25 protein-coding genes are annotated in these 26,821 nt (G+C 64.1%); 8 read left to right on the top strand and 17 right to left on the bottom strand.

The features are described from left to right. Nucleotides 1–10 precede the first annotated feature (10 nt). From CFE28_06375 to CFE28_06360, 4 genes are read right to left on the bottom strand one after another with little or no spacing between them, the layout of a single operon-like run. Entirely contained in the window at nt 11–739 is a 729-nt protein-coding gene (locus CFE28_06375; protein ID OYU69658.1) for a 2-phosphosulfolactate phosphatase, read from the bottom strand. Nucleotides 740–766: 27 nt separating this feature from the next. Continuing rightward, on the bottom strand, nt 767–1,312 hold the full coding sequence (locus tag CFE28_06370) for a hypothetical protein (protein ID OYU69657.1): 546 nt from the start codon (nt 1,310–1,312) through the stop codon (nt 767–769). Beyond that, a complete protein-coding gene (locus CFE28_06365; protein OYU69656.1) occupies nt 1,293–1,769 on the bottom strand; it encodes a tyrosine protein phosphatase in 477 nt (158 codons plus the stop codon). Before CFE28_06365 ends, CFE28_06370 begins: the two co-directional genes overlap by 20 nt. Before the next feature lie 10 nt (nt 1,770–1,779). After that, the gene (locus tag CFE28_06360; GenBank protein OYU69655.1) at nt 1,780–2,940 is read right to left on the bottom strand and encodes an MFS transporter; all 1,161 of its coding nucleotides are present in this window, start codon (nt 2,938–2,940) and stop codon (nt 1,780–1,782) included. 103 nt (nt 2,941–3,043) lie between these two features. Between CFE28_06360 and CFE28_06355 the strand changes: the two genes are divergently transcribed. The 3 genes from CFE28_06355 to CFE28_06345 are packed head-to-tail and all read left to right on the top strand — an operon-like array spanning nt 3,044 to nt 6,192. Then, complete coding sequence (locus tag CFE28_06355) at nt 3,044–4,324, top strand: glutamate-1-semialdehyde 2,1-aminomutase (protein ID OYU69654.1); 1,281 nt, start codon at nt 3,044–3,046, stop codon at nt 4,322–4,324. Nucleotides 4,325–4,342: 18 nt separating this feature from the next. Next, nucleotides 4,343–5,776, top strand: a complete 1,434-nt coding sequence (locus CFE28_06350; GenBank protein ID OYU69653.1) for a 6-aminohexanoate hydrolase — start codon at nt 4,343–4,345, stop codon at nt 5,774–5,776. After that, nucleotides 5,776–6,192, top strand: coding sequence for a hypothetical protein (locus CFE28_06345; GenBank protein ID OYU69652.1), 417 nt, complete (start codon nt 5,776–5,778; stop codon nt 6,190–6,192). Before CFE28_06350 ends, CFE28_06345 begins: the two co-directional genes overlap by 1 nt. Here CFE28_06345 and CFE28_06340 read toward each other — a convergent pair. After that, on the bottom strand, nt 6,189–7,394 hold the full coding sequence (locus CFE28_06340; GenBank protein ID OYU69651.1) for a Bcr/CflA family drug resistance efflux transporter: 1,206 nt from the start codon (nt 7,392–7,394) through the stop codon (nt 6,189–6,191). The two genes, CFE28_06345 and CFE28_06340, sit on opposite strands and share 4 nt — an antisense overlap. A 92-nt stretch (nt 7,395–7,486) precedes the next feature. Here CFE28_06340 and CFE28_06335 point away from each other — a divergent pair, with 92 nt between their 5' ends. Genes CFE28_06335 through CFE28_06325 form a run of 3 tightly spaced genes read left to right on the top strand, consistent with a single transcriptional unit; the run spans nt 7,487 to nt 11,069 of the window. Continuing rightward, nucleotides 7,487–8,512, top strand: coding sequence for an epoxide hydrolase (locus CFE28_06335; protein OYU69650.1), 1,026 nt, complete (start codon nt 7,487–7,489; stop codon nt 8,510–8,512). A gap of 44 nt (nt 8,513–8,556) precedes the next feature. Continuing rightward, the gene (pip, locus tag CFE28_06330) at nt 8,557–9,549 is read left to right on the top strand and encodes a prolyl aminopeptidase (GenBank protein ID OYU69649.1); all 993 of its coding nucleotides are present in this window, start codon (nt 8,557–8,559) and stop codon (nt 9,547–9,549) included. 14 nt (nt 9,550–9,563) lie between these two features. Then, complete coding sequence (locus tag CFE28_06325) at nt 9,564–11,069, top strand: hypothetical protein (GenBank protein OYU69648.1); 1,506 nt, start codon at nt 9,564–9,566, stop codon at nt 11,067–11,069. A 17-nt stretch (nt 11,070–11,086) separates the two neighbouring features. Here CFE28_06325 and CFE28_06320 read toward each other — a convergent pair whose 3' ends face one another. The 6 genes from CFE28_06320 to CFE28_06295 are packed head-to-tail and all read right to left on the bottom strand — an operon-like array spanning nt 11,087 to nt 17,943. Then, nucleotides 11,087–12,052: an epoxide hydrolase gene (locus CFE28_06320; GenBank protein OYU69647.1), complete on the bottom strand. Its 966-nt coding sequence runs from the start codon at nt 12,050–12,052 to the stop codon at nt 11,087–11,089. Nucleotides 12,053–12,085: 33 nt separating this feature from the next. Beyond that, nucleotides 12,086–13,243, bottom strand: a complete 1,158-nt coding sequence (locus tag CFE28_06315) for a rod shape-determining protein RodA (protein ID OYU69646.1) — start codon at nt 13,241–13,243, stop codon at nt 12,086–12,088. Then, on the bottom strand, nt 13,240–15,219 hold the full coding sequence (gene mrdA, locus CFE28_06310; GenBank protein OYU69645.1) for a penicillin-binding protein 2: 1,980 nt from the start codon (nt 15,217–15,219) through the stop codon (nt 13,240–13,242). Before mrdA ends, CFE28_06315 begins: the two co-directional genes overlap by 4 nt. A gap of 6 nt (nt 15,220–15,225) precedes the next feature. After that, nucleotides 15,226–15,741, bottom strand: a complete 516-nt coding sequence (locus CFE28_06305) for a hypothetical protein (GenBank protein OYU69644.1) — start codon at nt 15,739–15,741, stop codon at nt 15,226–15,228. Then, nucleotides 15,738–16,871 (bottom strand): rod shape-determining protein MreC, encoded by a 1,134-nt coding sequence (locus tag CFE28_06300; GenBank protein ID OYU69643.1) that lies wholly within the window; start codon nt 16,869–16,871, stop codon nt 15,738–15,740. The genes CFE28_06305 and CFE28_06300 overlap by 4 nt, the downstream gene beginning before the upstream one ends. A gap of 28 nt (nt 16,872–16,899) precedes the next feature. Beyond that, a complete protein-coding gene (locus CFE28_06295) occupies nt 16,900–17,943 on the bottom strand; it encodes a rod shape-determining protein (protein OYU69642.1) in 1,044 nt (347 codons plus the stop codon). Between the two features lie 309 nt (nt 17,944–18,252). On the opposite strand from CFE28_06295, the gene CFE28_06290 reads away from it, so the two are divergent. Further along, nucleotides 18,253–19,788: an ABC transporter gene (locus CFE28_06290; GenBank protein OYU69641.1), complete on the top strand. Its 1,536-nt coding sequence runs from the start codon at nt 18,253–18,255 to the stop codon at nt 19,786–19,788. A 74-nt stretch (nt 19,789–19,862) separates the two neighbouring features. Here CFE28_06290 and CFE28_06285 read toward each other — a convergent pair whose 3' ends face one another. The 4 genes from CFE28_06285 to CFE28_06270 form a co-directional block, all read right to left on the bottom strand. Next, nucleotides 19,863–20,408 carry a hypothetical protein gene (locus CFE28_06285; protein ID OYU69640.1) on the bottom strand — a complete coding sequence of 182 codons (546 nt, stop codon included), beginning with the start codon at nt 20,406–20,408 and terminating at the stop codon, nt 19,863–19,865. 166 nt (nt 20,409–20,574) lie between these two features. Beyond that, on the bottom strand, nt 20,575–21,399 hold the full coding sequence (locus tag CFE28_06280) for a phytanoyl-CoA dioxygenase (protein OYU69639.1): 825 nt from the start codon (nt 21,397–21,399) through the stop codon (nt 20,575–20,577). A 27-nt stretch (nt 21,400–21,426) separates the two neighbouring features. Beyond that, nucleotides 21,427–22,308 (bottom strand): multidrug transporter, encoded by an 882-nt coding sequence (locus CFE28_06275; protein OYU69638.1) that lies wholly within the window; start codon nt 22,306–22,308, stop codon nt 21,427–21,429. Between the two features lie 27 nt (nt 22,309–22,335). Continuing rightward, nucleotides 22,336–23,928 (bottom strand): 2-isopropylmalate synthase, encoded by a 1,593-nt coding sequence (locus tag CFE28_06270; protein OYU69637.1) that lies wholly within the window; start codon nt 23,926–23,928, stop codon nt 22,336–22,338. Between the two features lie 519 nt (nt 23,929–24,447). On the opposite strand from CFE28_06270, the gene CFE28_06265 reads away from it, so the two are divergent. Beyond that, nucleotides 24,448–25,197 carry an SAM-dependent methyltransferase gene (locus CFE28_06265; protein ID OYU69636.1) on the top strand — a complete coding sequence of 250 codons (750 nt, stop codon included), beginning with the start codon at nt 24,448–24,450 and terminating at the stop codon, nt 25,195–25,197. A 30-nt stretch (nt 25,198–25,227) separates the two neighbouring features. Here the strand turns inward: CFE28_06265 and CFE28_06260 are convergent, their stop codons facing one another. Together CFE28_06260 and CFE28_06255 are read right to left on the bottom strand one after the other, a co-directional pair. After that, nucleotides 25,228–25,965: a hypothetical protein gene (locus CFE28_06260; GenBank protein OYU69635.1), complete on the bottom strand. Its 738-nt coding sequence runs from the start codon at nt 25,963–25,965 to the stop codon at nt 25,228–25,230. 234 nt (nt 25,966–26,199) lie between these two features. Beyond that, entirely contained in the window at nt 26,200–26,820 is a 621-nt protein-coding gene (locus tag CFE28_06255) for a glutathione S-transferase (protein ID OYU69634.1), read from the bottom strand. Nucleotide 26,821 lies beyond the last annotated feature (1 nt).

Raw genomic sequence — 26,821 nt, 5'->3', positions numbered from 1 at the left:
ACAGTAGAAGTCACACACGACCGTCGCATTGGGACCAGGCACCATAGGCTCCATTCTCGAGGATGGCGGCGCTATTGCCAGCTCCGATCTCCAGCGCAATCTCGACATCCTGTCCAAAGCCCCGGTCGAAGAGCTCTCTCCCGGAAACACATTGAGAGATCAGTCTGGGCAGGTCATTGCGTGAAATTTCAAAAAGTCGCCTTGCGCTTGTGGCCTCGGAGTTTTCTTCGCCTGCCAGGGCGGAGATGACGGAACCAGCCCCGAGCCAATCCTCAATGGCGGGGCGAAGACTATTGTCTGGCCAGCGTTCGCCGGCCGCAATGACCGCTATCACTCCATCACCAGCGACGATCTTGGCCCAAGCCGCGACAATCTCGAAATTTCTCAGGCAGGCGGTCGCAGTTGGAACGCAGCCAGTCGCAAGGGAAAGGCGGGATCCATTCGGCGAGGGTAGAACGAGCAGACTGCCGGGCTCCAAACTTCGCAGACTGGCGGGCGAGAGGCTGAACTGGCCGCCCATGGCCCTCTTGGGCGTCGCCAGCTGGGCGCCGCGCCGGTCTGCCTCCTCAGCTGCTGCCTCTGAGTCATCGAAAGGAAACGGGATGATTGAGGCCCCTCGGTCCACGGCGATGCTTACGGCCGTGGAGAAGGACAGAACATCAACAATGACAAAGGCGCTGGCCTGCGAAGCCCAGGCTTCGATCCCTGCCAAACCCCACTCACAAACGATCCTGGCCATGGCTTGAAACCCCCGGAAAACCCTAGCTCACAAGGTGGCGAGGTTGCACTCCAATTGAAAGACGCAGCTCTCCTTCGCTGCGCTGTGGTGGACCGTTGATCCGACAATCGCAAAGCCCTGGCGGAGCCAAAACTGCTGCGCCAGAGGGTTGTCATCCTGAACAATGAGCCGGATGGATTGGGCATTCTGCTGATGAATCCAGTCTCCAAGCACCGTGACAGTTCGGGTTCCAAGGCCGCGATCCCGCACATCAGGGGCAAGCATCAGCAATCCCAGATACCAGCGCCGCGGCTCAGGATAGTTGCGGAGGAGATCAATCGCCCCCACCAGACGCCCCGAGTGGAAGAGGCCAAAAACGAGTTTGTCCTCCGGAGAACACCCTTCGGGCCTGTCAGACAACAGACGTTGACCATCGCCTGATGCGGGCGGTCGGCCCTCTATCAGTTCGACGAATTCGGCGCATGCGAAGTGCAGGCCATCCAGCGCCTCAGCATCGGCTGGTCCGAGCAGCCGGGTGTCGACCCCAGGGACGTCAAGCAGGGGCCAGATCATCCTAGCCAAGGGTGAAATCATCCGCCCATTGCGCCTGTCCCGGGGTATCTGGAACTGTAAGGCCACGAGCCACCGAAATCAGTGCAAAGGCAGCTTCGGCCGCTAATCCCTTGGACTTAAGGATGCAGGCCGCGATCATCGACGAACGACCAATTCCGGCGCGGCAGTGCACCAAGACCCCCTTGCCCTCCAAAAGCTGCGTCTGACAGGCGAGGATGAGCTCGCGCGTTCTTGCAAGCGACTCCGGGACGCCCCGATCAGGAATTGGCAGGGACAGGAAGGTCATTCCCGCCGCCTCACAAACTTCCGCCTCTCGACGGAGATCCAAATCGAAAATCTCGTGCGCCTCAAGCAGGCTGACGACAATGTCGACTCCGCCCTGCCGCCAGAAGGAGACTTCATCCTCCAGCCAATCGCCTGCCCGCGGGCGTGCTGCAATGCTGAGGCGGCCAGGCCCTTCGGCTTCAATCCAGAACACTTACGTAACCTCACCCATCCAGCCGCTTGACCCCATAGAGCCGCACCGCCCCCGCAAGTCCCACCGCCGTCATCACGGTCATGGCCAGATATCCCTTGGCCGCAAAGTGATCGAACAGGACGCCCGACCCCATGGTCGCCAGGCCCATGAGCATGCCGCCCTGCAGGGCTGAGTTGATCAGCTGGGCGCTGGAGGCGTTGGCGGGTTTGGACAGGCGTTCCACCAGCTGCAGGCTGGCGACGAAGGTGGCGGCATAGGTCAGGGTGTGCAGGGCCTGGATGGGGAAGACCATCCAGAGGGGCGGCGAAAAGGCGAGCACGGTCCAGCGGACCAGGCCCGCAACACCACCCAGGACCAGCAGGTTGCGCGGACCCATCTTCCGCCGCCAGGGCTCCATGAACCAGAGGAAGACCACCTCGACGACGACCCCGGCGGCCCAGAGCCAGCCGGTGAGGTTCTCGGGCACACCCTGGGCCTTCCAGGACAGGCTGGCGAAGCCGTAGTAGAAGGCGTGGGCCGACTGGATGAGGCCGGCCGACACCACCACCAGCATGAAGTCCGGGTCCCGGATCAGCTCCATCAATCCGGCCCGTCGGTCCGCGGCGTTGGCGTGCCCACCCTCGGCGGCGACCGGATCGGCGGGCAGGAGGAAGCGGGCGCCTGCCGCCGCCAGCAGGGCGGCGGCCACCATCCAGACCAGGACCAGTTCGGGAGAGTGACTGACCAGAATGGCCCCCATGGCGATATTGGCCATGATGAAGGCGGCCGAGCCAATGCCCCTTGGCCAGCCATAGTTGAAGCCGTCCAGGCGGGCGCGGTTGAGGATGATGACATCGGTCAGGGGCGGCAGGGCGGCGAAGAGCGAGCTGGCCGCAAACCAGATGGCGAACCAGCCCCAGAAGCCCATAGGCGGCGCCATCAGGGCATAGCAGCCCGCCGTGGCCAGACCCATGAGCATCAGGGGCGTGCGTCTGAGTTTGAAGCTGTCGGCCCAGAGACCCAGCAGGGGTGCAGTGAACATCCGGGCCAGCATGGGCGCCGACAGGATCAGGCCGATCTGGGCGCCGGTCAGCCCCCGGTGCTGGAACCAGACCGGCGCATAGGGCGTCGAGGCGCCATTGCCCACATAGATGGCGGCGTAGAACAAGCCGAGAAGAATGGGGCCCCACATGCCTTTCCGACCTAAGGTGAGTCGGGATTGACGCTGCGTCCCTGTTGCCGAGCGCCGTAAGCGGCGTAAGGTCTGCAACCCTCTGTGTTGCGAGCGCCTGACCATGACCCTTCACAACAGCCATGACCGCGCCCTGCGCGACCGCGCCGCGGCCGTCATCCCCGGCGGCATGTTCGGCCACCAGTCCACGGCCATGCTGCCGGACGACTATCCGCAGTTCTTCTCCCGGGCCAAGGGCGCCCACCTGTGGGACGTCGACGGCAATCGCTATCTGGACTTCATGTGCGCCTATGGTCCGAACCTGTTCGGCTATGGCCATCCCGACATTGACGCCGCCTTTGCGAAGCAGCTGAGCCTGGGGGACACCCTGACTGGCCCGACCGAGCTGATGGTGGCCCTGGCCGAAGGATGGGTGGCGCAGGTGGACCACGCCGCCTGGGCGATCTTCTGCAAGAACGGGACGGACGCCACCTCCATGGCCCTGATCGCCGCCCGGGCCCACACCAAACGCAAGACCATCATCCGGGCCAAGGGCGCCTATCACGGCGCCGCGCCCTGGTGCACGCCGCGCCCGACCGGCGCCCTGCCCTCGGACCGGGCCCACCAGATCCTCTGCGACTATAACGATGTGGCCAGTCTGGAAGCCGCCGTGGCCGAAGCCGGCGATGACCTGGCCGCCATCTTCGCCGCCCCCTTCAAACATGACGCCTTCATCGACCAGGCTGAGCCCGACCTGGCCTATGCGACCCGGGCGCGGGAACTCTGCGACCAGACCGGCGCCCTGCTGATTGTCGATGATGTGCGGGCGGGTCTGCGCCTGGCCCGGGACTGCAGCTGGGCCCGGATCGGGATCCAGCCGGACCTGTCCACCTGGGGCAAGTGCATCGCCAACGGCCACCCGATCTCCATGCTGATGGGCTCGGAAAAGGTGCGCAAGGCCGCCGCCTCGATCTATGTCACCGGATCCTTCTGGTATCAGGCCGCCCCCATGGCGGCGGCTCTTGAGACCCTGAAGCTGGTGCAGAACTCCAACTATCTGGAGCGGCTCCAGGGCCTGGGCGAGCGTCTGGCCAATGGTCTGACGGAAAGGGCGGCCGCCGCCGGCTTCGGCTTCAAGGTTTCCGGCCCTGTCCAGATGCCCCTCTTCCTGTTCGAAGATGATGTGGACCTGCGCAAGGGCTTCTGCTGGTCCAGCGCCATGCTGGCCAGGGGGGTCTATGTGCACCCCTGGCACAACATGTTCCTCTGCGCGGCCATGACCGAGACCGACATCGATCAGGCCCTGAACGCGGCCGAAGACTCATTCGCCGAACTCAAGCGGCAGGCTCCGACCCTGGCGCCTATCGAGAAGATGGCCTTCCTGGCCGCCACCGGCCTTCGCTGACCCTTACCGAAAGACAAGATCATGAGCCGATCCGATTACAGCGACCACGACGGCGTGGCCCTGGCGGCCCTGGTGGCCAAGGGCGAGACCACCCCCCTCGAACTGGTGGACTGCGCCGTCGAACGGATCGAGCGCCATAACCCGACCCTGAACGCCGTAGTCCACACGGCCTTTGATGAGGCCCGGGACCGCGCCAAAGGCCCACTGCCCGACGGCCCCTTCAAGGGCGTGCCCTTCCTGATCAAGGACCTGGGCATGCCGGTGGCCGGCTGGCCGCGCAGCTCGGGCAGCCGTTTCGCCCGCCACATCGTCGACACCGAGGACGGCGGCCTGACGGCGGCCTATCGCCGGTCGGGGGTCATCCCGCTGGGCAAGACCAATACCCCGGAATACGGCATTACGGGCACGACCGAGAGCGCTCATCTGGGGCCCTGCCGCAATCCCTGGAACCCGAACCACATTTCTGGCGGATCCTCCGGCGGGTCGGCCTCGGCCGTGGCGGCGGGCATTGTGCCCATGGCCCATGCCTCTGACGGCCTTGGCTCCATCCGCATTCCCGCCGCCTGCTGCGGCCTGGTGGGGCTGAAGGTCAACAAGGACCGCAATCTCAACCTGCCCGACGACTTCGACTACGCCATGGGCTTTGTGGTGGACCACGTGGTCAGCCGGACGGTCCGCGACAGCGCCGCCATGCTGGACGCCACGGGCGTGGAGGACCCGTCCTCGCCCTATCCCTTCCCGCCCAAGGCCGCGCCCTACATGGAGGAGATCACCCGTTCGCCGGGCAAGCTCCGCATCGCCTGGTCGTCCGAGACCGCCTCAGGCCGGCCCATTGATCCGGAAGTCCAGGCCGCCCTGGAGCGGACCGCCGATGTCCTGAAGCAACTGGGCCATGAGGTCGTGGAAAAGGGTCTGGGCATCGACTACCGGGCCCTCTATGCGGCGCGGGGCCCGGTGTCGGGCGCCAACTTCGCCGCCGGCATGGGCAAGCTGATCGAGCAGGTGGGCCGCGAGCCCGAGCCCGATGAACTTGAGCCCCTGACCTGGGCCTCCCTCAAGGGCGGTCGCAAGGTGACCGGCGAAATGGCCTTCAAGGGCTGGCAGGACCTGCGGCGGCTGAACCGGGTAACCCTGGCCTTCTTCAATGACTGGGATGTCTATCTCAGCCCGGTGCTGGGAACCCCGGTTCCCGAGATCGGCTATCTGAGCCCCGTGGATCACGAACCCAAGGAGGTCAATCGCCGCCAGGGTCAGGTCTTCCCCTATACCCCGCCCTTCAACTTCTCGGGCCAGCCCTCCATCTCCCTGCCGCTGGAAACGGACTCAAGGGGCCTGCCGATCGGCATGATGTTCACCTCGCGCTATGCCGATGAGGCGACCCTCTTCCGCCTGGCCGCCCAGCTGGAAAAGGAAGTCCCCTGGGCGGGTCGCAAGCCGCAGGTCTGGGGCTGATGCCGCGCCGACAATGGATGATGATTGCCGCCCTGAGCGGCTTTCTCGCCGTCGCTGTCGGCGCCTTCGCCACTCACGGGGTAAAGGACCCGGCGGCGAAAGAGTGGCTGAAGACCGGCGCCCAGTACGAGTTCATGCATACCATGGCCACCTTCGCGGCTGCGGCCTTCATGCAGATGGGCGGTCGTCGGGCACGGTTCGCCCCGGCCCTCTTCCTGCCCGGCACCCTGCTGTTTTCCGGCTCGCTCTATGCAATGGCCTTTGGCGCGCCCCGGTGGCTGGGGATGATCACGCCGATCGGCGGCCTGATGTTCCTGGCTGGCTGGCTGGTTCTGGCCTGGGCGGCCAGGGACATCGACCATCCGGTGCGATCAGCTGTGGCTGAGGCCCACCTGGAGGGGGCGAAGGAGACCTAACGACGCGGCAGGGCCAGCATCCGAAGGGTCAGGGCCGAACCCAGGACAGCGATCAGAATCGTCATGGCCATGGGCCGGGCTGTTCCGTCGTGGAAGATCCCCACCGCCGTCGAGGCCAGGGCTCCGCTGGCGAAGGACACTCCGCCCATGAGGGCCGAGATGGATCCGGCGCGCAGAGGGTCGACATTGAGGGCGCCGGCCATGGTGTTGCCCTGCATGAAGCCGAAGCTGGAGAGCAGCAGGAACAAGAGCGGCATTACCGTCCATGCCCCGCCGATCCCGGTCGTCGCCGCCAGGACCAGGACGAAGGCCACTACAGCCGCGCAAAGGCTGGCCGCCCTCAAAACCTGATCGGGGGTGTAGGTCCGCAGGACATAGCGGTTGACCTGCCCGCCGCCGATAATCCCTACGGCGTTCAGACCAAAGACCCAGCCGAACATCTGCGGGCTGATCCCATAGGTCTTGATCAGCAGTTCCGGCGAGGACGAGACATAGGTGAACAGGGCCGCGCCGTTCAGCGCGCCGGCCAGGGTATAGCCGACCAACCGGCGCTGCCGGATCAGGGCGCCATAGGCCTGAAGGGGATTTTCCGACCGCGCCTGGACGGCTGTCGCTTCCGACCGCGACTCCTTGAGCTGGAAGAGCGTGGCGGCGCCCACCGCCAGGCCAAAAACCATCTGCGCCCAGAAGTTGGCCTGCCATCCGCCGATGGTCATCAGGAAACCGCCCAGCAGGGGGGCCAGGATCGGCGCCAGACCCATGACCAGGGTCAGCAGGGACAGCATGCGGGCCGTCTCTGTGTGGTTGTACAGGTCCCGGACAATGGCCCGCGCCACCACAGCGCCCGAACAGGCGCCCAGGGCCTGAAGGAAACGGGCGCCCAGCAGCATTTCGATCGAGGTGGCGTTGGCGCAGATCACCGAAGCCAGGGCGAAAACCCCTGCCCCCAGCAGGACCGGCGCCTTGCGGCCGATCCGGTCGGAGGCCGGGCCATAGAAGAACTGGCCAATGGCCATGCCCGCCAGAAAGGCGCCCATGGTCGCCTGGGTCTGGCCCGCCGTGGCGTTCAGGGACGCGCCGATGGTCGGAAGACTGGGCAGGTACATGTCGATGGCCATGGGCCCGAAGGCGGTCATCGACCCCAGCAGGATAACCAGTCCCCAGGGGACCTTTTCAGGCGAAGCGGCGGGGGACTGGCTCATCGGGGTCTTTTAGTCGGTTTGCCGAATCTGCAAAGGCTTGCCTTCCGCAGGCGGAACCCAATGACTATGAATTGCACAAAAGGAGATCGCCCATGTCCGCCCTCGCCAGCCAGATGCCGCCGGTCCAGTACGCCAAGGTCAACGGGATCGACATGGCCTATTACGAGGTGGGTCCCCGCACCGGAACGCCGGTCATCTTCTGCCACGGCTTTCCCGAGCTGGCCTTTTCCTGGCGCCATCAGCTGACGGCCTGCGAGGCGGCCGGGATCTGGGCCATTGCGCCTGACCAGCGGGGCTATGGCCTGACCTCCTGCCCGGAGAAGGTGACGGACTATGACCTGGACCACCTGACCGGCGATCTGGTCGGCCTGCTGGACCATCTGGGCGTCGAAAAGGCGGTGTTCTGCGGCCATGACTGGGGCGGACTGGTGGTCTGGCAGATGCCCCTTCGCCACCACAGCCGGTGCGCCGGGATCATCGGGGTCAATACGCCCTTCCTGCCGAGGGGTCAGTTTGACCCCATCGCCGGCATGCGCATGGCTTTTGGCGAGGACATGTACATTGTCTGGTTCCAGAAGCCCGGCATTGCCGACGCCGCCCTGGGCGCCGATGTGGACAAGACCATGCGCTTCTTCATGCGCCGCCCCGCAGCCGTCGAGGCTGCTGCAGCTGACGCCCCCAAAACGACGGGCGCCCTCGACACCGGCGGCGATGCGCCGACATCCACCCAGGGCAGCTTCGCCTTCGGCGACGCCCTGGCCGCCTGGGACAAATCCGACACCAGCCATCAGCTGCTGAACGCTGAGGAACTGGCGGCCTTTGTGGAAAGCTTCGAGGCCACAGGCTTCACCGGCGGCATCAACTGGTACCGGAACTTCACCCGCAACTGGGAGCGGTCCGCCGACCTGCCCACCAAGGTCGAGGGCATGCCCTGCCTGATGATCATGGCCGAGAAGGACGTGGTCCTGTCCCCGGCCATGGCCGACGGCATGGAGGCCTATGTTCCCGATCTGGAGAAGGCCCTGGTGCTGGAAAGCGGTCACTGGACCCAGCAGGAAAAGCCTGAAGAGGTGAACCGGCTGGTCATTGACTGGATGACGCGCAAGTTTCCGAAATAGCCGAGCGGGGTTGAACTCGGGCCGCCGCCGCCCCTAATGGGCGGATGCATCAAGGCTCTTCCCCTTCGTCCTTTTCCGCGACCGCCGGTCGTCGGGGCCTGTTCCGCGAGAACGAACCCTTCAATGAGGGTTTCCTCTCAACAGACGGCCCGCACCGGATCTTCTACGAGCAGTGCGGCGCGCCGGGGGGCAAGCCCTGTGTGATCCTGCATGGCGGCCCGGGCGGCGCCATCAACTCGACCATGCGTCGGTTCTTCGACCCCGACAAATGGCGGATGGTGCTGTTCGACCAGAGGGGTTGCGGACGCTCCGAGCCCAATGCCAGCCTGGAAGACAACACCACCTGGTCGCTGATCGCCGACATCGAACGCCTGCGGGAGCACCTGGGTATTGAGAAGTGGACCGTGTTTGGCGGCTCCTGGGGTTCCACCCTGGCCCTGGCCTACGCCATCATGCACCCTGACCGGGTCGAGGCCCTGGTCCTGCGGGGCATATTCCTGCTGACCGAACGCGAGGTCTCCTGGTTCTACCAGGACGGCGCCTCCATGCTGTTCCCGGACGCCTGGGCGAAATATCTCGAGCCCATTCCGCAGGATGAGCGCGACAACCTCATGCTGGCCTATCACAGGCGACTGATCGATCCTGACCGCAAGGTCCAGGCTATTGCAGCCCAGGCCTGGAGCCAGTGGGAGGGCGACACCATCTCCATCCGCGGACCTGAAGCCCGGCCCAGCAAGTTCAATGACGTGGACTTCGCCATCGCCTTTGCGCGGATCGAGTGCCACTTCTTCGTCAACAGGGGCTTCATGAACGAGGACGGCTGGATCCTGAAGAACGCCCACAAGATCAAGGACATTCCCGGCTGGATCGTCCAGGGCCGGTTCGATGTGGTGACCCCCATGGACAGCGCCTACAAACTTTCGGCCGCCTGGCCAAAGGCGCGGATGTCGGTGATCTGGGACGCAGGCCACGCCTCAACCGAGCCCGGCATAGTCGACGGCCTGGTCCGGGCGACTGACGAAGCCCTGCGGCTCTAGGACAGAAGGATCTGATGCCGCTCCGGGAGGAACTGATTGGCCTGATCGAGACCGATCGCGAGACCGCGCGAAGCCTGCTGCTGGACCTCACGTCGGCCCTGCCGGACTCGATGGAGGCATGGGAGCTTCTGGCCGTCTCCTACCTTCGGACCCTGGAATATCCCGACGCCATAAGAGCCTACAGGCGGCTGCTTTCACTGGCCCCCGACCATCGGACCGGTCTCAACAATCTGGCGTTCGCGACCCTGGCCAACGGCGACAATCTTGCGGCCAGAACAGCCTACCAGCAGGCCTTTGCCGCCACATCGAGCGTGAACGCCGCCAATCATCTGGCCAATGTCGAGCACAGGCTTGGGAACCTGGAGCGGGCGATCGAAATCTATGGACGAGTCCTCGCCCAGGCTTCCGCAGAGAGCACGGAACGCCTGGCTTCAAATCGGGGATTGATGCTCGCCCTACGCGATGCGGGGCGTCCGCAGGAAGCTGATCGACCGGCCAGGGTTCTTCTGGACGCCTATGCCGCCGCCCCTGTGCGGACCTCCTCATGGCTGGCGGAAAGGGCGCAGTCCCATACCTTCCACGAGTGGCTGATGCTCGCTGACAAGGGACGGCTGGCCGACCTGATGCGGCGAGGTCTGTCCGCCCTGCCCGGCGCCTTGCGCTTCCCTGAGACCTTCATACTTCCCGGGGAGCGGAAAGCTCTGGAGGCCCGGGCCGCGGCCGGAACCGACGGCGCCCTGTTCATCGTGAAACCGAATAACGGATCCGGGGGACAGGGCATTTCAGTGACAGCCGATCTGGCCTCAGCTGCAAACCGGACGGACACCGTCGTCCAGCGCTATGTCGACCGGCCCTATCTGATTGACGGTCGCAAGGGCCATCTCCGGATCTATGTGCTGATCACAAGCGCCGACCCCCTGCGCGCCTACATCTACCGCGACGGCATTGTAAGGTTTGCCCCGGAACCCTACGACCCCCGGCCCGAGCGGCTGGGCGACATCAGCATGCATGTGACCAACACCGCCCTGCATGCGAGCCATCCTGATCTGAAAATCTCCCAGGATCCCGACAGGGACGATGAGGGCATGATCTGGAGTCTGGCGGGGTTCTTCCGAAGGATGGATCAGGATGGCGGGGACAGCCAGGCGGTGTTCAGGGAAATCAGCGATCTGGCATGCGGCTTTCTGAAGATCCTCAGACAAGACGGCTTTTTCCAACGATGGTCCGATGCCGGCCCGCGACGCGCCTTTCCGCCCAAGGTCTTCGGCATGGACGTGCTGGTCGATGAGGACGGCCATCCCTGGCTGCTGGAAATCCAGGCCAGCCCCGCAGTGACCGGGGCCCCACTGGTCAACAGGGTCAATGCGGGCCTTATCAGAACCATCTTCGACATGTCCGTTGGAGTGCTTGGCAGTGAGACTGAGCCTGCTCTTAGATCCGCCGACCTGGAGGCGCGGGAGCTGATGCTTGAAACGACGAACCAGGGGCAGTTCGAGCGGCTGACCATCGATCCTGCCTGAGCGCGGCGTCTTTAGGGCTATAGCCCCTTCAGCCAGGGGATCAGTCGGGCATTCACTTCGTCAGGCCGCTCCTGCTGGGTCCAGTGGCCGCAACCTTCGAGGACGTCAGCGACCTGCAGGTTGGGAACCTTGGTGCGCATGATGGCGATGGGGTCGGCGCCGCCCAGCATGTTGAAGGCCATGTCCTTCGTGCCGGACACGAAGAAGGCCGGCTGCAGGATCTGGGTGTCCTTGAAAGGGGTCAGCCAGGCGTGGTCAGCCTCGTGATTGCGATACCGGTTGATGGGTCCGCGCAGGCCTGACTCCCGGAACTGGCTCTCATAATAGTCCAGGTCGGCTTCGGTCATCCAGGCGGGGAAGGGATCCGGATCGGTCAGGCCCAGCAGAAGCGGATCCGAGGCCGTCTTGTTGTTGGGCCAGGTCCCCTCGGGGGCATCTCCGGAAATCGCATAGACGAACTTGCGCAGGAAGCCGGGGACATCCGCCTCCGCCTCTGCCTCGGCTATGCCTTCAGCCTGGAAATAGGCCTGGTAGAAGAACCGGTTCTTGGCCGTGAACAGGGCGTTGAATATCTCGGAAAACGGTCGGCTGGCCACGCCGAGATAAGGAACCGACAAGGCGCCGACCGCGGAAAACCGTTCTGGCCGGGTCAGGGCGGCGTTCCACACCATGGGCGCACCCCAGTCATGGCCCAGCAGGATGGCCGGGGCTTCGGGCTGCAGAAGCTCTGCGACGCCGGCAAGGTCGGCGACCATGTGCTCCATGGCATAGGCTTCCACCGGCAAGGGCTTGTCTGATCCCCCATAACCGCGGACATCGATGGCGCAGGCGGTGAATCCGGCCTCGGCGACGGGGGTCATCTGATGGCGCCAGGAGTACCAGCTCTCCGGAAAGCCGTGGACCATGATGACCAGAGGCCCCTGCCCCTCAATCGCCGCCCTGAGCCTGATCCCGCCGAGGTCGAGGGTTCTGAATTCCCGCATGCCAGGCCTTCCCTTGCCGCGCGTCCGACCGCCCTAGAGGAGAGCGCCCTTGCCGCTGGTGACTTCAGTGTACCGGTGCACCCTGGTCGACTGGACCAGGCCAAAGCCGATCATCACGGTGAGCATGACCGTACCGCCATAGGACAGCATGGGCATGGGCACGCCGACCACCGGCGCCAGCCCCATGACCATCGCCCCATTGATCAGGACGTAAAATGCAAAGGTCGCCGTCACCCCCGAGGCCGCCAGGCGACCAAAGTGCGAATGGGTGCGGGAGGCGGTCTGAAGGGCCATGAAGATGATGGCCGCATAGAACAGAAGCACCGACATGCAGCCCACAAAGCCGAACTCTTCCGCCAGGGTGGCGAAGATGAAGTCGGTCTGTTTCTCAGGCAGGAAGTTGAGCTGACTCTGTGACCCCAGCCCATAGCCCTTGCCCAGCAGCCCGCCCGATCCCAAGGCGATCTTGGACTGAAGGATATGATAGCCCGAGCCCGAGGGGTCCTTTTCCGGGGACAGGAAGGTGAAGATCCGGTCCCGCTGATAGTCGTGCAGAACGAACATCACCATGGGAGGTATGGCTGCAGCAACGGAGAGGACACCCGCCAGGATGATCCGCCAGGCCAGGCCGGCCAGGATCACAACAGAGAGCCCGGTCAGGGTCAGGAGAACCGCCGTGCCAAGGTCGGGCTGATGGGCCACCAGAAGCACCGGAGCGGCGATCATCACCGCTGGTATCAGCAGCCACCAGGACATCCGCGCCCTCTGGGCTGAAATGCTGTGATAAAAACGGCCCAGGGCCAGAACAAGTCCCAGCTTCATGATCTCAGAGGGCTGAAAGCTGCCAAGCGGGCCCAGTTCAAGCCAGCGGCGGGCGCCCAGACGGACCTCGCCAAACAGATCGACGGCGATCAGAAGGACAAGGCCGACGATGTAGATTGGATAGGCCGCCGCAAACCAGACCCGAAGATCAACCAGGGCCAGGCAGATCATCAGAACGAAGAAGAGCCCGAATTTTGTCAGATGATTTGCCGCCCAGGGCTGCCAGCTTGACCCTGCGATCGAGAACATCATCAAGGCGCCTGTGCCGGCGATCAGGCAAAGGACGAGGCAGAAGAGCCAGTCGATCTCGGCGAACTTGACGGAAAGACGGTCCCGTTCGCCGGGGCGTGTCAGGGCGCTGACGGTCATGGTGTGCCTGCTGGACGGGACGTTGGTGGCGGCGCAGCCCCCGCCTCAAGCGGCGTCGGCTCCTGGGGTGCAGCGCCCTCGGCAGGTTGATCAGGTATGACTGGCATTGGGGTGGGCTGCTCGATACGGCTGCGCAGCTCCGGGTCCTTGAGCAAGGCGACCCGCATGATTTCCCGCGCCCGGGGCGCCGCCGCCGCTGCGCCAAAACCTCCGTGCTCCACAAGGACGCTGATGGCGTATCTGGGATCATCATAGGGGGCGAAGGCGACGAACCAGGCGTGGTCCCGACGCTCCCAGGCGAGGGTTCGGGAGGTGCGTTCCCCCGGTCGATAGGTGTGGGCCTGGGCGGTGCCGGTCTTTCCCGCCATCTTGATCGACCCAAGGCCCAGCTGCGCGGTCGCCGCCGCGGTGCCCGTTTCCGTCACCGACGCCATGGCGTCCCGCACGAAGTGGATATGGTCCTTGGCGAACGGCAGTTCGTCAGCCAGGGCGCCGGAGGGCTGCTCCACCCCGCCTATGGACTCGATCAGACGGGGATGCAGAGCCTTGTCCGCATTGGCCAGCCGGGCGACCATGACGCAGAGCTGCAGGGCGTTGAGGTTTGTATAGCCCTGGCCAATGCCCATGCTGGGCGTCTCGCCGGGATGCCAGACCGGATCCTTTTTGAAGGTTCGACGCTTGTAGGCCAGATCGGGCACAAGGCCGGCCTTCTGTCCCGGTATGCCCAGGTCGAAGATCTCTCCGAGCCCGAAACTCCTGGCCACCTTGGCAATTTTGTCCGGCCCGAGGCGCAGGGAAACCTTGTAGAAATAGACATCGCAGGAGGTCACGATGGCGGTGCGCATATTGACCACGCCGTGGTGCTTGTCGCAGTGGAAAACCCGGCCTCCAAAGAGCCAGGCGCCATTGCACACATGGGTCTCTTCCGGATCGACACCGGCCGACAGGGCGGCAAGGGCCACCATGGTCTTGAAGGTCGAGCCGGGAGGATAGGTCGCTGTCAAAGCCTTGTTGAACAGGGGCTTGCGGTCATACTGCGACAGGGCGCGGTATTCGGGCCCGGTAAGGCCTTTGACAAACTTGTTTGCGTCGAAACTCGGCCCTGAATACAGGCACAGGATGTCGCCCGAGCGACAATCCATCATCACCGCAGCACCGCTTTCCTCGCCAAACACCTCCATGGCCCGGGTCTGGATGTCGGAGTCCAGGGTCAGCTTGATCTCCCGGCCCGGTGTGGCGGGGATGTCGCCGCCGGGGGCCTGTCGGACTTCCCTGCCCCTCGCATCAACCTCGACCTTCTGGGCGCCCGGCTTGCCGCGCAGGTCCAGGTCAAACGCCTTTTCAACCCCCTGACGGCCTATCCGGAAGCCCGGATGCAGCATGATCGGCTCGGAATTCGGTCCGGTCGGCTGCAGATCGTTCTGGTTCACCTTGGCCACATAGCCAATCACGTGCGCAAAGGCGCCGCCATGGGGATAGACCCGAACCTCGCCCATATCGGCTGTGACGCCGGGCAGCTGCGGCGCACGGATGTTTATCGCCGAGAACTGCTCCCAGGTCAGGTCTTCCATCACCGGGATCGGCGTGCCCCTCGGCGACTGCTTGAGATCGCGGGTCAGCCGCTTCTGGCGGGCCTCGTCGAGCGGCACAAACTGGGCCAGGGCCTTGATGGTCTCGTAGGGCTTGTCACTGTCGTCCCGCGACATCATCAGCCGGAAATTGGGTCGGTTCGTCGCCAGGACCACCCCGTTGCGGTCGACAATCACGCCCCGCGGCGGTGGGGTAAGGCGGAAGTTGAACTGGTTCGAGACAGACAGCTTTTCGTATCGCGAGGACTCGAGCAACTGCAGATAGGCTAGGCGACCACCGAGAGCGGCTATACCCGCGCCCGCCAGGCCGCCGAACAGGAAGGCGCGTCGGTGGAACACGCCCTGGCGCTGGTTTACTTCGGAAAAGAAGATCGACGGCTCGCTCATGTCGCCCTACCGGAACCGGACGTCAGCGTCGTCAAAGCGCTCGATCAGTCTGTGCGCCAGGGGATAGAGCGCAACCGTCACCCCCCACTGATAGAAGACGCCAAGGATCTGCGGAGTCGCATGGGCGAGGATCTGGGTCACGAGAACACCGGTCAGTTCAGCCATGCCGCAGGCCACGGCGAAGCCCAGCCAGAGGACCGGGAACTGCTGGCCCATCAGCATGTTTCTGACCGACAGGACCGCGCCATAGGGGATCAGCATGGCGACAGACCACAGGCCCAGGGGTGAGCCCCACAGAAGGTCCATGCCAATGCCCAGAAGCAGCAGGCAGAAAGGCGCCAGGACAGAGGGCCGGATCACCGCCCAGGCAAAGGCCAGCACCATGGCGAAGACCGGTTCCGGAGGCCGCAGGCCAAACAACTGCAGGGGCATGGTGAAAAGCCAGGTGGCGACGACCACCTGGAGGGCCGGAATGACAATCCAGCGAAGCGGTGTCAGGGGCTGCGCCAGGGTCATACTCAATGGGGTATGTCCCCTTCATCCGCCGCAGGAGCAGCCGTCGCCGCGACCGCAGCGGGCCGCGGATTTACGGCGGGTTTGACCGTGGGGGGCTTGGGGGCGGCAGGCTTTGGCGTGGTTGGCCTGACGACCGCCGCGGGCTTCAGGGCCGCAGGGAGCGACGGGCTGGAGGTGGTCGTTGGCGAAGCAGGCGCCGCTGTGGGCGGGCTGGCGACAGGCGCAGCTGCAACAGCCGGAGTTGTCGGCGGCGGCGGTGGAGGCGGTTCATCGAGCCGTGGGGTATTGGCCAGTTGCCGGAAATCCTTGAACAGCAGGACGCGGACATAGTCGATGGACCCTGAATCCGCCGCCAGGACCACCCTCCAGCGACCATCCAGACCCTTCACCGCCCGACCGATCGGAATGCCCCGAGGCAGGACCCCGCCATCGCCAGAGGTCAGAATGGGATCGTTTTCCTTCACCGGGTCCTGGCCGCGAAGATAGTCCAGTCGCGGGTTCGGGCCGCCATCGCCGATCAGTATGGCCCTGGAATTGGTCCGATCCACCAGAACGGGGGTCCGCGAGGCGACGTCTGTCAACAACAGGACCCGGCTGACCCCTTCAGCGACGCCCACGACACGCCCCACCAGGCCATTCTCGTTCATGACCGGATTGCCGACCTCGACCCTGGCCTCGGACCCGACATTGATCAGGCGGGAATTGGCGAAGGGCCCCCGGGAGTCAGCGACCGCGAGACCGGACACCATGTCGATGGGCGGATTGACCTTGAGTCCCAGCAGGGCGCGATAGCGGTCATTGGTGTCCTGCAGCGCAATCGCATTTGTCCGCCAGGACTGGGCCGCCTTGAGTTCAGCTCTCAGGCGGCGGTTTTCTGAGACGGCGAAGAAGTACTGGCTGATCGCCCCGGAGCCCGCCTGACCCCACCGTGAGGGCGCCGAAATCCAGCTGGAAACCGGCGCGACGACACGATCGCCCATCCTGCGCGTCACACCATAGGCCTGGGTCTGCAGGGTTTCCCGGCGATCCGAAAGCAGCATGGTCACGCCAACCACCAGCGCGATGACAAGGGCCGCCGCAGCACTGAGCAGCAACGGCAACCTCAGTTCGCTGAAGGGGTTATCGCGAAGCGCCAACGAGACCTCGTAATGTCACCGCCAATGATCAGGCGAAGGTGTTTTCCATGACGCCCTTCATCCACTTGGGATGCTCGAGCACCTTGCCGCAACCCAGGGCGACGCAGGACAGGGGATCATCGGCCACGGTCACCGGCAGGCCGGTATGGTCGCGGATCTCGGCGTCCAGGCCGCGCAGCAGGGCGCCGCCGCCGGTGAGCATGATGCCCTTGTCGGCGATGTCGGAAGCCAGCTCCGGAGGCGTGGCTTCGAGGGCGATCTTCACCGCCTCGATGATCTGACCCACGGGCTCGGCCAGGGCGTCGGCGGCCTGACGCTCAGACACCCGCACTTCCCTGGGAACTCCCTGCATCAGATCGCGTCCCTTCACCTCGATGGAAAGGCCATCGCCCTCGGCCGGAGCCCGGGCCGTGCCGATTTCCTTCTTGATCCGTTCAGCAGTGGTTTCGCCGATCAGCAGGTTATGGTTACGGCGCATGTACGAAATGATGGCTTCGTCCATCTTGTCGCCGCCGACCCGGACCGAGCGGGAATAGACAATGCCCGACAGGGACAGCACGGCCACCTCGGTGGTGCCGCCGCCGATGTCGACGACCATGGAGCCGGTGGGCTCATGGATGGGCAGGCCGGCGCCAATGGCGGCAGCCATGGGCTCATCGATCAGGCCCACACGACGGCCGCCGGCGTTCAGGCAGCTGTCATTGATGGCGCGACGTTCCACGGCGGTGGCGCCGAAGGGCACGCAGACCACGATCTTGGGGTTCACGAAGCCCTTGCGGTTGTGAACCTTGCGGATGAAGTACTTGATCATCTCTTCGGCCACTTCGAAGTCGGCGATCACGCCGTCCCGGAGGGGGCGGATGGCTTCCATGTGACCCGGGGTCCGGCCCAGCATCTGCTTGGCGTCGACGCCCACGGCGTGGACGATCTTCCGACCGCCGACATTGCGCAGGGCGACCACGGAGGGCTCATTGAGCACAATGCCCTTACCCTTCATGTAAATCAGGGTGTTAGCCGTGCCGAGGTCGATGGCGATGTCGTTCGAGATGGCGCCGAAGAGGGACGAAATCATGATTGCCCTTGGGGGATCGAAAACGGAAACGGAAGCCCTGGTTCATCCCGGGTCGGCGCCATTTCGGGCCACGACCGCAAGACTCGCATGGACTCCAATCCCCGCGTGCAAGATTGGCGCCCGTGTGCCCCGGCAATGGGTTGATTTCAAGGCCTATTCTTGAGCCCAGATCGTCTTATGCCGGGAAATAAAGACAAACCGAGATTTGACGCGCCCGGCGGTTCCGTCAATTGAATTCAGGACCGGTCTTTTCGCCTCGGTCAGGGTGATCGCCCCGGCCCCAGACCCCCACGACGATCAGAGAATGAAATGTCCAGCAAGGCCGTATTGGGTGTTGAAAATGCAGAGTTTTCCTATGGCTCCACCCAGGTATTCGCGGGCCTGACCTTCCAGCTGGACGACGCCCGCACGGCCCTGGTGGGCGAGAACGGCGCCGGCAAGTCCACCCTGATCAAATGCCTGCTGGGGGAACTGACCCTGATCGACGGCAAGATCATCAAGTCCCGGGGTCTGAAGATCGGCTATGTGCCCCAGGACATTCCGGACGGCCTTGGCGACCTGCCGGTCCGCGAGGTGCTGGAAAAGGCCCTCCCCCAGGACGATGGCTCCGAGGCCTGGAAGGTCGACGTCATGCTCGACGAGATCGGCATGTCGTACGAGACAGCCGAACAGACCTTCGGGTCCCTGAGCGGTGGCTGGCAGAGGTTGTTGCTGATCGCCGCGGCGGCCCGCCTGTCCGAACCCGACCTGCTGATCCTCGATGAGCCGACCAACCATCTGGATCTTGGCAATATCAATACCCTGGAATCCTGGCTGGACGCCGAGACCCGCCTGCCCATGCTGATTGTCAGCCATGACCGGGCCTTCCTGCAGAGGGCCACCAGCCGCACCTTGTTCCTGCGTCGGGATGTGGCTCACAGCTTCAGTGTTCCCTTTGTCGAGGCCCGCCAGGCCCTGCTGCAAAGGGACGCCGCCGACGCCGGCCGGCGAAAGCTGGAGGAGAAGGAGATCGACCGCCTGCAGAAAGTGGCCGCCCGCTACCGGGTCTGGGGGATCAAGAACGACAAGTTCGACAAGCGCGCCAAGGCGACGGAAAAGCGCATTGACAGGATCGAGGCCGAAAAGACCCAGGTCTATGTCCCCAAGGCCCGGGCCCTGGACCTGCACAATGGCGATATCGGCGCCAAGGCTGTTCTGCGGCTCGAGAACTATTCCGTCATGGTCCCGGGGGGCGGTCGCACCCTGTTCAAAGTCGACCGTCTGACTGTGGGCGCCGGCGACCGGATCGCCCTGCTGGGGATCAATGGTTCGGGCAAGTCCACCCTGCTCAACGCCCTGCGGGACGCTTTTGACCCAGAGGCCCTGCACTATGACAAGTCAGCCGCCATCCGCTTCAACCCGCAATGCCGCATGGTCTATTTCGACCAGCGTATGGCGCAACTGCCCCTCAAGGTCAGCCTGATCGACTATGTGCGCCAGGCCGAGGAGGTCAGCCTGAAGGACGGCATGGCTCTGCTGGCCAAGGCGGGCTTTCCCGCCGTCCGCGTCACGGGACCCATCGGAAACCTCAGCCATGGGGAGCGGGCCCGGCTGGTCTTCCTGCAGCTGAAACTGGCCAAGCCCAACCTCTACCTGCTGGACGAACCCACCAACCACCTGGACATCGAAGGCCAGGAAGACCTGGAGGCCGAGCTGGAGCAGGCCGAGGTGGCCTGCCTCTTCGTCAGCCACGACCGCTACTTCACCCGCACCGCCGCCAACCGCTTCCTGGAAATCCGCAAGGGCAAGCTGGTGGAAGTGGAAGACCCCGAAGACTTCTTCGACGCCCAGACTTCGGGGTTCTAGGGGATGGAAGATGACGTTTCGCGCCTGGCCGGAAGTGGGCTCCAGGCTACAAGGCTGGGTGCGTACGTTGCCTGCTAGCGGACCTTGGGAAGTTCTGAGATGGGGGGAAAACGGACATAATCGCTAAGGGCCTTAGCATACGTTCGGTAGTGCATTGCCGCGCGCTTAATATCGAACTGGGTGGCCCTTCCGACCACTGCCCCGGGCAGCGCGTCAAGGTGAGTGTGCCAGCCGGTGGCGACATCCAGCAAATGTTGCTGTGGCAACCCAGTTTGCACGAGGGTGATGTGGGAGCGACCGTCGCTGGGCTCAGTCAGTGAGATCCTCACTTCTGACAGCGGGTGGTCGGGATGAGGCCATGTCCAACTGAGGAGGCAGTGGGGCTTTACCTCCACGACCTGGCCCTCGACGCTGCACTGCCCCCAAAGTCGAAAAGACCCTCCCGGACGAAGTTCGATCGCGGCTTCCGAGAGCCAGCGAGCGAGTCCTTCTTGGGAGGAGATCACCTTCCACACCTGGTGCGGGGCGTGCGGAAGGTCGCGCTCGAACCTTAGTTCGTAGGACCCATCGACTGTCTTGGAAACGATCCCCAGCGGCAGGTCTTCCATCCTCGCCTCCACCGCGAAAGATCCACCCTCAAACTAGAGCCGCTAAGCAGAATGAGTCCAGTTTGTCGAGCGTCGGCTTTGGGTCGAATCTCACCGTTGGCCCCGGGCGAGAAATCAGACCCGGTTATCGACACGCGCATCAGCCGACAGCCGGACCCCTAACCTGTGAACCTATCCACTAGGTCCCCGCCTTCAGCTCATCGGCCACCACCGGCGGCACCCAGTCCGGATCCAGAGCCTTGAGCGGATGTGACGCCGTTACATGGCCCATGAAGGGCGGCCATATGTCATAGCCCAGCAGGCGCTGCAGCCGGGGGGACATGGCCCGGACCCTGTCCTGCGGCACGCCGAGGAAGAAGTTCTCCTGGGTCCGGCCCCAGGGCTGGCAGTACTGGTTGGTGAAGGCCAGCCGCGAGGCGTCGCTGCGGTTGGCGCCGCCCTGGTGCAGGAGGTGGCCCTGGAAGACGATGGCGCCGCCGGCCAGCATGATGACAGGCTGCAGATGCTTCGCCGCGCCACTGGCCATCACCGCGTCCACCTGGGCCTGGTCCCAGGCATGGCTGCCGGGAATGATCTCTGAAGCGCCATTGGTCGCCGTGAAGGCGTCAACGGCGACAATGACGCTGAGGCTGGCCGCGCCCCTGGGCCTTGGCAGGCGATAGAAGCTGTCATCCATGTGGACGCCCTGGGCGGTCTCGCCGGGATGGATGCAGATGCCCTGGCTGGCGGTGAGCAGGTAGCCGGGCAATAGCCAGCGATCCATGAGGGCCAGTATCCGGGGATCTTCGGTGACGTCCTCGAAGACCTTGGCCCGGGCCACCAGGGTGTAGACCCGCTCGGTCCTGAAGCCCTCGAAATTGTTGCGACCGGTATGGGCGCCCAGATGCCGCTCCAGGCCCGCCCTGGCAGCGGCAAGGGCGTCCGGCGAGAGGAAGTCTTCGATGACGGTATAGCCGTCGGCGGCCAGCCGGGCGGCGTGGGCCTCAAGGTCGAATGTCGCCATCAAACTTCCTCCGATGATCGGACTATCTCAGCCCAGGGCGGTCATCACCACCCCCAATGCGGTGGCTGCGCCGCCAAGGGTCTGGCGCAGGGTCAGCTTTTCCTTGAACAGGCGGCGACCGGCGGCGGCGGCGATGGGCGCCTCTATGACCCCCACAGCCCGCACCGGACCCGCCGGCGCCATGGCCAGGGCCGAGAACCAGAAGGCCGAGGCCAGGGCCCCGCAGAAGCCAGCGCCCAAGGAGGCCCGCCAGGACGAGGCCACAGCGCGCAGGGCCGAGGGCCGCAGGAACGCCAGAGCGCCACCCAGCAGGACCGACTGCAGGGTCTGGGCCACCACCACTCCGGCTGTCGCCGCATAGATCGGATGGGCAGGATCCAGGGCCAGGCCTGCCTGTCGATAGCCGTTCAGGGCCACGGCGAAGCAGGCGCCGGAGGCGAGGCCGAAGGCTGACCCGACCATGGCGCCTTTTGCGTCGTCCACCTTCGGCCAGGACAGGACGGTCAGACCCAGACTGGTCACCGCCAGACCCAGCCACTGGAGGATGTCCATGTGGTCGCCAAAGGCCAGCCAGCCGACAATGGCCCCCAACGGCAGGGAGGCCTGCTGCATGAAGGTGGCCACGGCGAAGCCTGACCTGTGCATGGCCACCAGCAGGGCGGCGGTGGCCCCCATCTGCGCCAGGGCTCCAGCCGAAATGGCCAGCCAGAACCGGGTCGAGACATGGGGCGCCGCCTGTGGCGTCAGGGCCGCCACCAGGCTGAAGATCAGGATGGAAAACGGCAGGCCAAACAGGAACCGCACAAGGGTCGCCCCCCACGGTCCTGCATCGCCGATCAGCCCGCGTTGAAACACGTTCCGCGCCACCTGGAGGGGCGCGGCCGCCGCGGTCAGCAATATCCAGAGCATGACGCCCTCCTGTTTAGGAGCGCGGCTTTAGAAGCCGCTGGCGATGGCGTCGGGCGCTGTCTTTTCCTTGCGGGCGAAGAGGTTGTTGAGGGCGTTCACATAGGCCTTGGCCGAGGCGGTCAGGGTGTCGGTGTCGGCGGCCTGACCGGTGGCGATCCGGCCCTCTTCCTCCAGACGGACCGAGACCTGGGCCTGGGCGTCCGTGCCCTCGGTCACTGCGTGCACCTGGAACAGGCGCAGGGTGGCGGCGTGGGGCACGACCTTGTGGATGGCGTTGAACACCGCGTCCACCGGACCATCGCCGGTGGCGGAGTCCGACTTCTCGATGCCGTCGACGGTCACGGTCAGCTCGGCCTGCTGCGGGCCTTCGGTGCCGGCGATGACCTTCAGGTGCTTGACCTGGATCCGGTCGGCGCCCGAGGCCAGGGCGTCGTCCACCAGGGCGATGATGTCATCGTCGAAGACGTGCTTCTTCTTGTCGGCCAGGTCCTTGAAGCGCTGGAAGGCTTCGTTCAAGGCGTTCTGGCCCAGCTCGTAGCCCAGCTCCTTCAGCTTCTCGCGGAAGCCCGCCCGGCCAGCATGCTTGCCCATGACCAGGTTGGAAGCGCCCTGCCCCACGGTCTCGGGGCTCATGATCTCGTAGGTGCCGCGATCCTTCAGCATGCCATCCTGGTGGATGCCGCTCTCGTGGGCGAAGGCGTTCTTGCCGACGATCGCCTTGTTGAACTGCACCGGGAAGCCGGTGATGGCCGAAACATAGCGGCTGGCCCGGGTGATATGGGCCGGCTCGATGCCGGTGAAATAGGGCAGGCGGTCGCCACGGACCTTCAGGGCCATGACCACTTCTTCCAGGGCGGCGTTGCCGGCCCGCTCACCAATGCCGTTGACGGCCACTTCGATCTGACGGGCCCCGCCCTGAATGCCCGCCAGGCTGTTGGCGACCGCCAGGCCCAGGTCATTGTGGCAATGGGTCGACAGCACGACGGCGTCGGCGCCCGGAACATGCTCGAGAATATCGCGGAAGATGTCGGCGTATTCGCTGGGATAGGAATAGCCCACCGTGTCAGGCAGGTTGATGGTCTTGGCGCCGGCGCGGATGGCGGCCTCAACGCAACGGCGCAGGAAGTCCTGCTCGGTGCGCGTGGCGTCCTGGGCCGACCATTCAATGTCATCGCAGAGATTGCGGGCATGGGTCACCGACTTGGTGATCATTTCCAGGATCTCTTCCTGGCTGGCCCGCAGGATGTGGTCGCGGTGGGAAGGGCTGGTGGACAGGAAGGTGTGGATGCGGCCGCGCTTGGCGGGCCTGATGGCCTCGGCGCAGCGCTCGATGTCGGCGACGCCGGCCCGGGCCAGGCCACAGACCGTGCTCTCGGTGACGATCTGGGAGATCCGGTGCACGGCTTCGAAGTCGCCGTTGGAGGCGATGGGGAAACCGGCCTCGATCACGTCGACCCGCATGTCCTCGAGGATCTTGGACAGTTCCAGCTTCTCGTCCAGGGACATGGAGGCGCCAGGCGACTGCTCGCCGTCGCGCATGGTGGTGTCGAAGACGATGACGCGATCCTTGGGATCGCGGACAGGGGTCACGCCTTGGGCGTCGTTTGCAGATTGGGTCATTTGGAAATCTCTTGCTTCGCGGGGGCTTTTAGTGAGGTCGGGCTCTTGGGTCATCCCCTGAAACGCCCGGCCGCGAAGTCGCGCAGCCTAAAGAGGCGCCCAGGGGCGGCTAAGCCGAAGCTCAAGGAGCAAGAGGTGCGAGGCGGTGCGCATGGGAGGGTGTGTACAGATTCCGGGGGTCTCGCGCAACAGTCTTGCGTGAAGGGGGCGCTGATGGCCGCGATGGGGGCGAATATTGCGCGACCCGACCCCACACCTGTCATACCGGCGGAGGCCGGTATCCAGTTCCCAGGTCACGCCATTCCCGGAGAGGTCGCTCCTGGGACAACAAACCAGCCCCGAGCCCTATGAACTGGACCCCGGCCTCCGCCGGGGTGACCGGGGTTGAGGGTCCTTTGGTGTGGAATTGGAACGCACCATTGGGCGGCTGCGAGAAATCGCATAGGTTGGTGTATCCAGGGAATTCGCTTTGCCGGTGCGGCAATGACGATGGACACTCCAGGCAGGAGATCGCCCACAATGCCGGACTTAAATAGCACCACCGACCTGACTGAAATCAATCGCACCGCCTGGAATGCCTCGCCTTATGAGGCCTGGGTCCGAATGTACGGCGAACCATCTGTGGTCGCTCGGCAGATTGCCGGAGATCCCGGCCGCATGATGCGTCGCTTCCGAGACCATTTGGGCGACTTAAAGGGCAAGAGGATCTGCAACCTCCAGGGCTCCCATGGTCGATTAGCGGTTGCCCTCGCCCTAGAAGGCGCCGATGTCACCGTCATCGATTTCGCTAGCGAGAACCAACGCTACGCTCTCGACCTAGCCAGGCATGCTGGCGTCGGCCTTCAATACATTGTCAGCGATGTAATGCGGGTGGTCGGCTTGGACCTGGGGGGCCAGTTCGACCTTGTGCTGACGGAACTCGGCATCCTCCACTATCACACCGACCTGATCCGGTTTTTCGGCGTTACCCGCTTCTTGCTCAGTGAGACTGGCGTCGTGGTTTTGAACGAATTCCACCCCATGGAACGCAAAGTCTTCTCACAGCCCAATGGCGATGGCGACTACTTCAAGTCCGATCTGGTGCTGGGAGACGTTCCCTATGCTTCTGGAAATGATTTGGTGGCCCAATGCGCCTATCGCTTCTGGACGCTTGGCGAAATCGTCACTGCCGCCATCGAGGCCGGGTTGACTATCAAGCGACTTGAAGAACATCCGGACTGGAATGTCCCCTTGCGGCCGGGAACCTTCACTTTGGTTGCAGCACGGTGATCTCGGCCAAATCCAATCGCGGGATGGGGCCTAGGGCCGCGGTCCAAATACTGTTCGGAGGCCCCGACTGAGCCCAGCTGGGATAACAGAGGTATGGGTTTCTCCATCAAAGATATGAGACGCGAGTTCCAGCCCCTGGATCTTCCCAAGGCATCCAACTAGCCGATGGAAATTGTCCACCATGAGCGATGGGGCATCGTTGGGCTCAGCTCCGCCAACAGACACGAACATTGTTGTTGAAGTGTCCGGAACCAGCGCAATCCGCTCGGCCAAGTCCATGATTTCGCTATTGTTCCACCAAAGTGAGGGGCTATTGATGACGTAGCCTGTAAAGGCGTCTGAGTGTCGAAAGTAGGTATAGATGCCGAACAAGCCGCCAAGTGAACTGCCGACCAGTGTCTGGTCTGCCGGGTCGACTTTGTAGCGCTCTTCAATGAAGGGACGAAGCTCATGGACAAGGAAGTCCAAAAATTTGTCAGCACCGCCTGCAGGCAAAATGTCCTTAGGAACAGGACTTCCGTTTCGTGCCGCTGACACTCGGTCCAGATAGGCTTGATCAATGGAGGGGTAAAGTCTCGCGTGCGCAGAGCTCCATAGGCGTCTCTGGGGCGAACTAAGCCATCGAGACAGTATCCCACGCCGACCAGGATTGCTGGCCTTGCCCCATCGCCACTTTGGAGAAATCTGGCAGTCTCGACGGCCATGCCGAATTTCGTATTTGCGTCCGTGACAATGGCCACCGGCAAGGGAGGTCCATCTGAAGCAAATCCATTCGGTAGAGCTACGTCAATTTGGAACGTCTCGCCGACCAAGTCGGAGTAGAGTCGATACCGCCGCGTCCCTCGTAGAGTGGCGCTTTCAAACACCATATTGGTCACCAGACTTTTCCAGAGATGACCGTGAGCATCGCGTCGGGCTACGGGTGTGGCAAGTCTTGAACCGGACTGATTTCAACCCATATCCAATATGCGGGTATGGATATTGTCGAGGTCACTTTCTCCCTTACAGCCCCCAGTCCGCCGACACCTTCTTCACGGTCTCCCGCTCGCGCATCATGTGGAAATGCGCGTCCACCTTGGGAAACTGCGCGCGGTCAATGCCGTCGCGGTCCAGCCATCCGGAGAGGACGTAGAGATAGGGGTCGCAGATCGTATAGGCCTGCCCCATCACGAAGGGCCCCCGGAAGTATTCCTCCTCGATCACCCGGAAGCAGTCGGCCACCACTTCGGGGGATTTGGCGGTCATGGCCTTGATGGCGTCGGGGTCGTCGGCCCAGCGATAGCCGCGATAGCGGTGGGCCATGGCCACGTGGACCGTGCTGCAGAGATAGATGTTGAAGGCGTTGATCTCCGCCATGGCGAACGGATCATCCAGGGGCGCCAGGTTCGCGGCCGGATGGGTCCGGGCGATGTATTCCATGATGGCCGGGGTCTCGGTCAGGACGCCCCGGTCGGTGACCATGGCCGGCACCCGGCTCTTGGGATTGATGGCCAGAAATTCCGGCGTCCTCTGGGCGTTGGTGCGGAAGTCGACGAATTCGGCCTCGGATGTCGCACCGGCGTCCTCCAGGGCGACCTGGACGGCGAAGGAAATCGTGGCGGGGTGGTAATAGAGCTTCATCATT

It is taken from the genome of Alphaproteobacteria bacterium PA2 (assembly GCA_002256425.1).
Lineage (GTDB): Bacteria > Pseudomonadota > Alphaproteobacteria > Caulobacterales > Caulobacteraceae > Phenylobacterium.
This window is presented reverse-complemented; position numbering and strand designations above follow the sequence as displayed.

Excerpts from the sequence above, each read along its gene's own strand:
- CFE28_06335 (OYU69650.1), top strand. The coding sequence starts at position 7,487 with ATGTCCGCCCTCGCCAGCCAGATGCCGCCGGTCCAGTACGCCAAGGTC.
- CFE28_06275 (OYU69638.1), bottom strand. The coding sequence starts at position 22,308 with ATGCTCTGGATATTGCTGACCGCGGCGGCCGCGCCCCTCCAGGTGGCG.
- CFE28_06270 (OYU69637.1), bottom strand. The coding sequence starts at position 23,928 with ATGACCCAATCTGCAAACGACGCCCAAGGCGTGACCCCTGTCCGCGAT.
- CFE28_06320 (OYU69647.1), bottom strand. The coding sequence starts at position 12,052 with ATGCGGGAATTCAGAACCCTCGACCTCGGCGGGATCAGGCTCAGGGCG.
- CFE28_06340 (OYU69651.1), bottom strand. The coding sequence starts at position 7,394 with ATGAGCCAGTCCCCCGCCGCTTCGCCTGAAAAGGTCCCCTGGGGACTG.
- CFE28_06355 (OYU69654.1), top strand. The coding sequence starts at position 3,044 with ATGACCCTTCACAACAGCCATGACCGCGCCCTGCGCGACCGCGCCGCG.
- CFE28_06325 (OYU69648.1), top strand. The coding sequence starts at position 9,564 with ATGCCGCTCCGGGAGGAACTGATTGGCCTGATCGAGACCGATCGCGAG.
- CFE28_06370 (OYU69657.1), bottom strand. The coding sequence starts at position 1,312 with ATGATTTCACCCTTGGCTAGGATGATCTGGCCCCTGCTTGACGTCCCT.
- CFE28_06295 (OYU69642.1), bottom strand. The coding sequence starts at position 17,943 with ATGATTTCGTCCCTCTTCGGCGCCATCTCGAACGACATCGCCATCGAC.
- CFE28_06345 (OYU69652.1), top strand. The coding sequence starts at position 5,776 with ATGCCGCGCCGACAATGGATGATGATTGCCGCCCTGAGCGGCTTTCTC.
- CFE28_06290 (OYU69641.1), top strand. The coding sequence starts at position 18,253 with ATGTCCAGCAAGGCCGTATTGGGTGTTGAAAATGCAGAGTTTTCCTAT.
- CFE28_06265 (OYU69636.1), top strand. The coding sequence starts at position 24,448 with ATGCCGGACTTAAATAGCACCACCGACCTGACTGAAATCAATCGCACC.
- CFE28_06375 (OYU69658.1), bottom strand. The coding sequence starts at position 739 with ATGGCCAGGATCGTTTGTGAGTGGGGTTTGGCAGGGATCGAAGCCTGG.
- CFE28_06255 (OYU69634.1), bottom strand. The coding sequence starts at position 26,820 with ATGATGAAGCTCTATTACCACCCCGCCACGATTTCCTTCGCCGTCCAG.
- pip (OYU69649.1), top strand. The coding sequence starts at position 8,557 with ATGCATCAAGGCTCTTCCCCTTCGTCCTTTTCCGCGACCGCCGGTCGT.
- CFE28_06315 (OYU69646.1), bottom strand. The coding sequence starts at position 13,243 with ATGACCGTCAGCGCCCTGACACGCCCCGGCGAACGGGACCGTCTTTCC.
- CFE28_06280 (OYU69639.1), bottom strand. The coding sequence starts at position 21,399 with ATGGCGACATTCGACCTTGAGGCCCACGCCGCCCGGCTGGCCGCCGAC.
- CFE28_06360 (OYU69655.1), bottom strand. The coding sequence starts at position 2,940 with ATGTGGGGCCCCATTCTTCTCGGCTTGTTCTACGCCGCCATCTATGTG.
- mrdA (OYU69645.1), bottom strand. The coding sequence starts at position 15,219 with ATGAGCGAGCCGTCGATCTTCTTTTCCGAAGTAAACCAGCGCCAGGGC.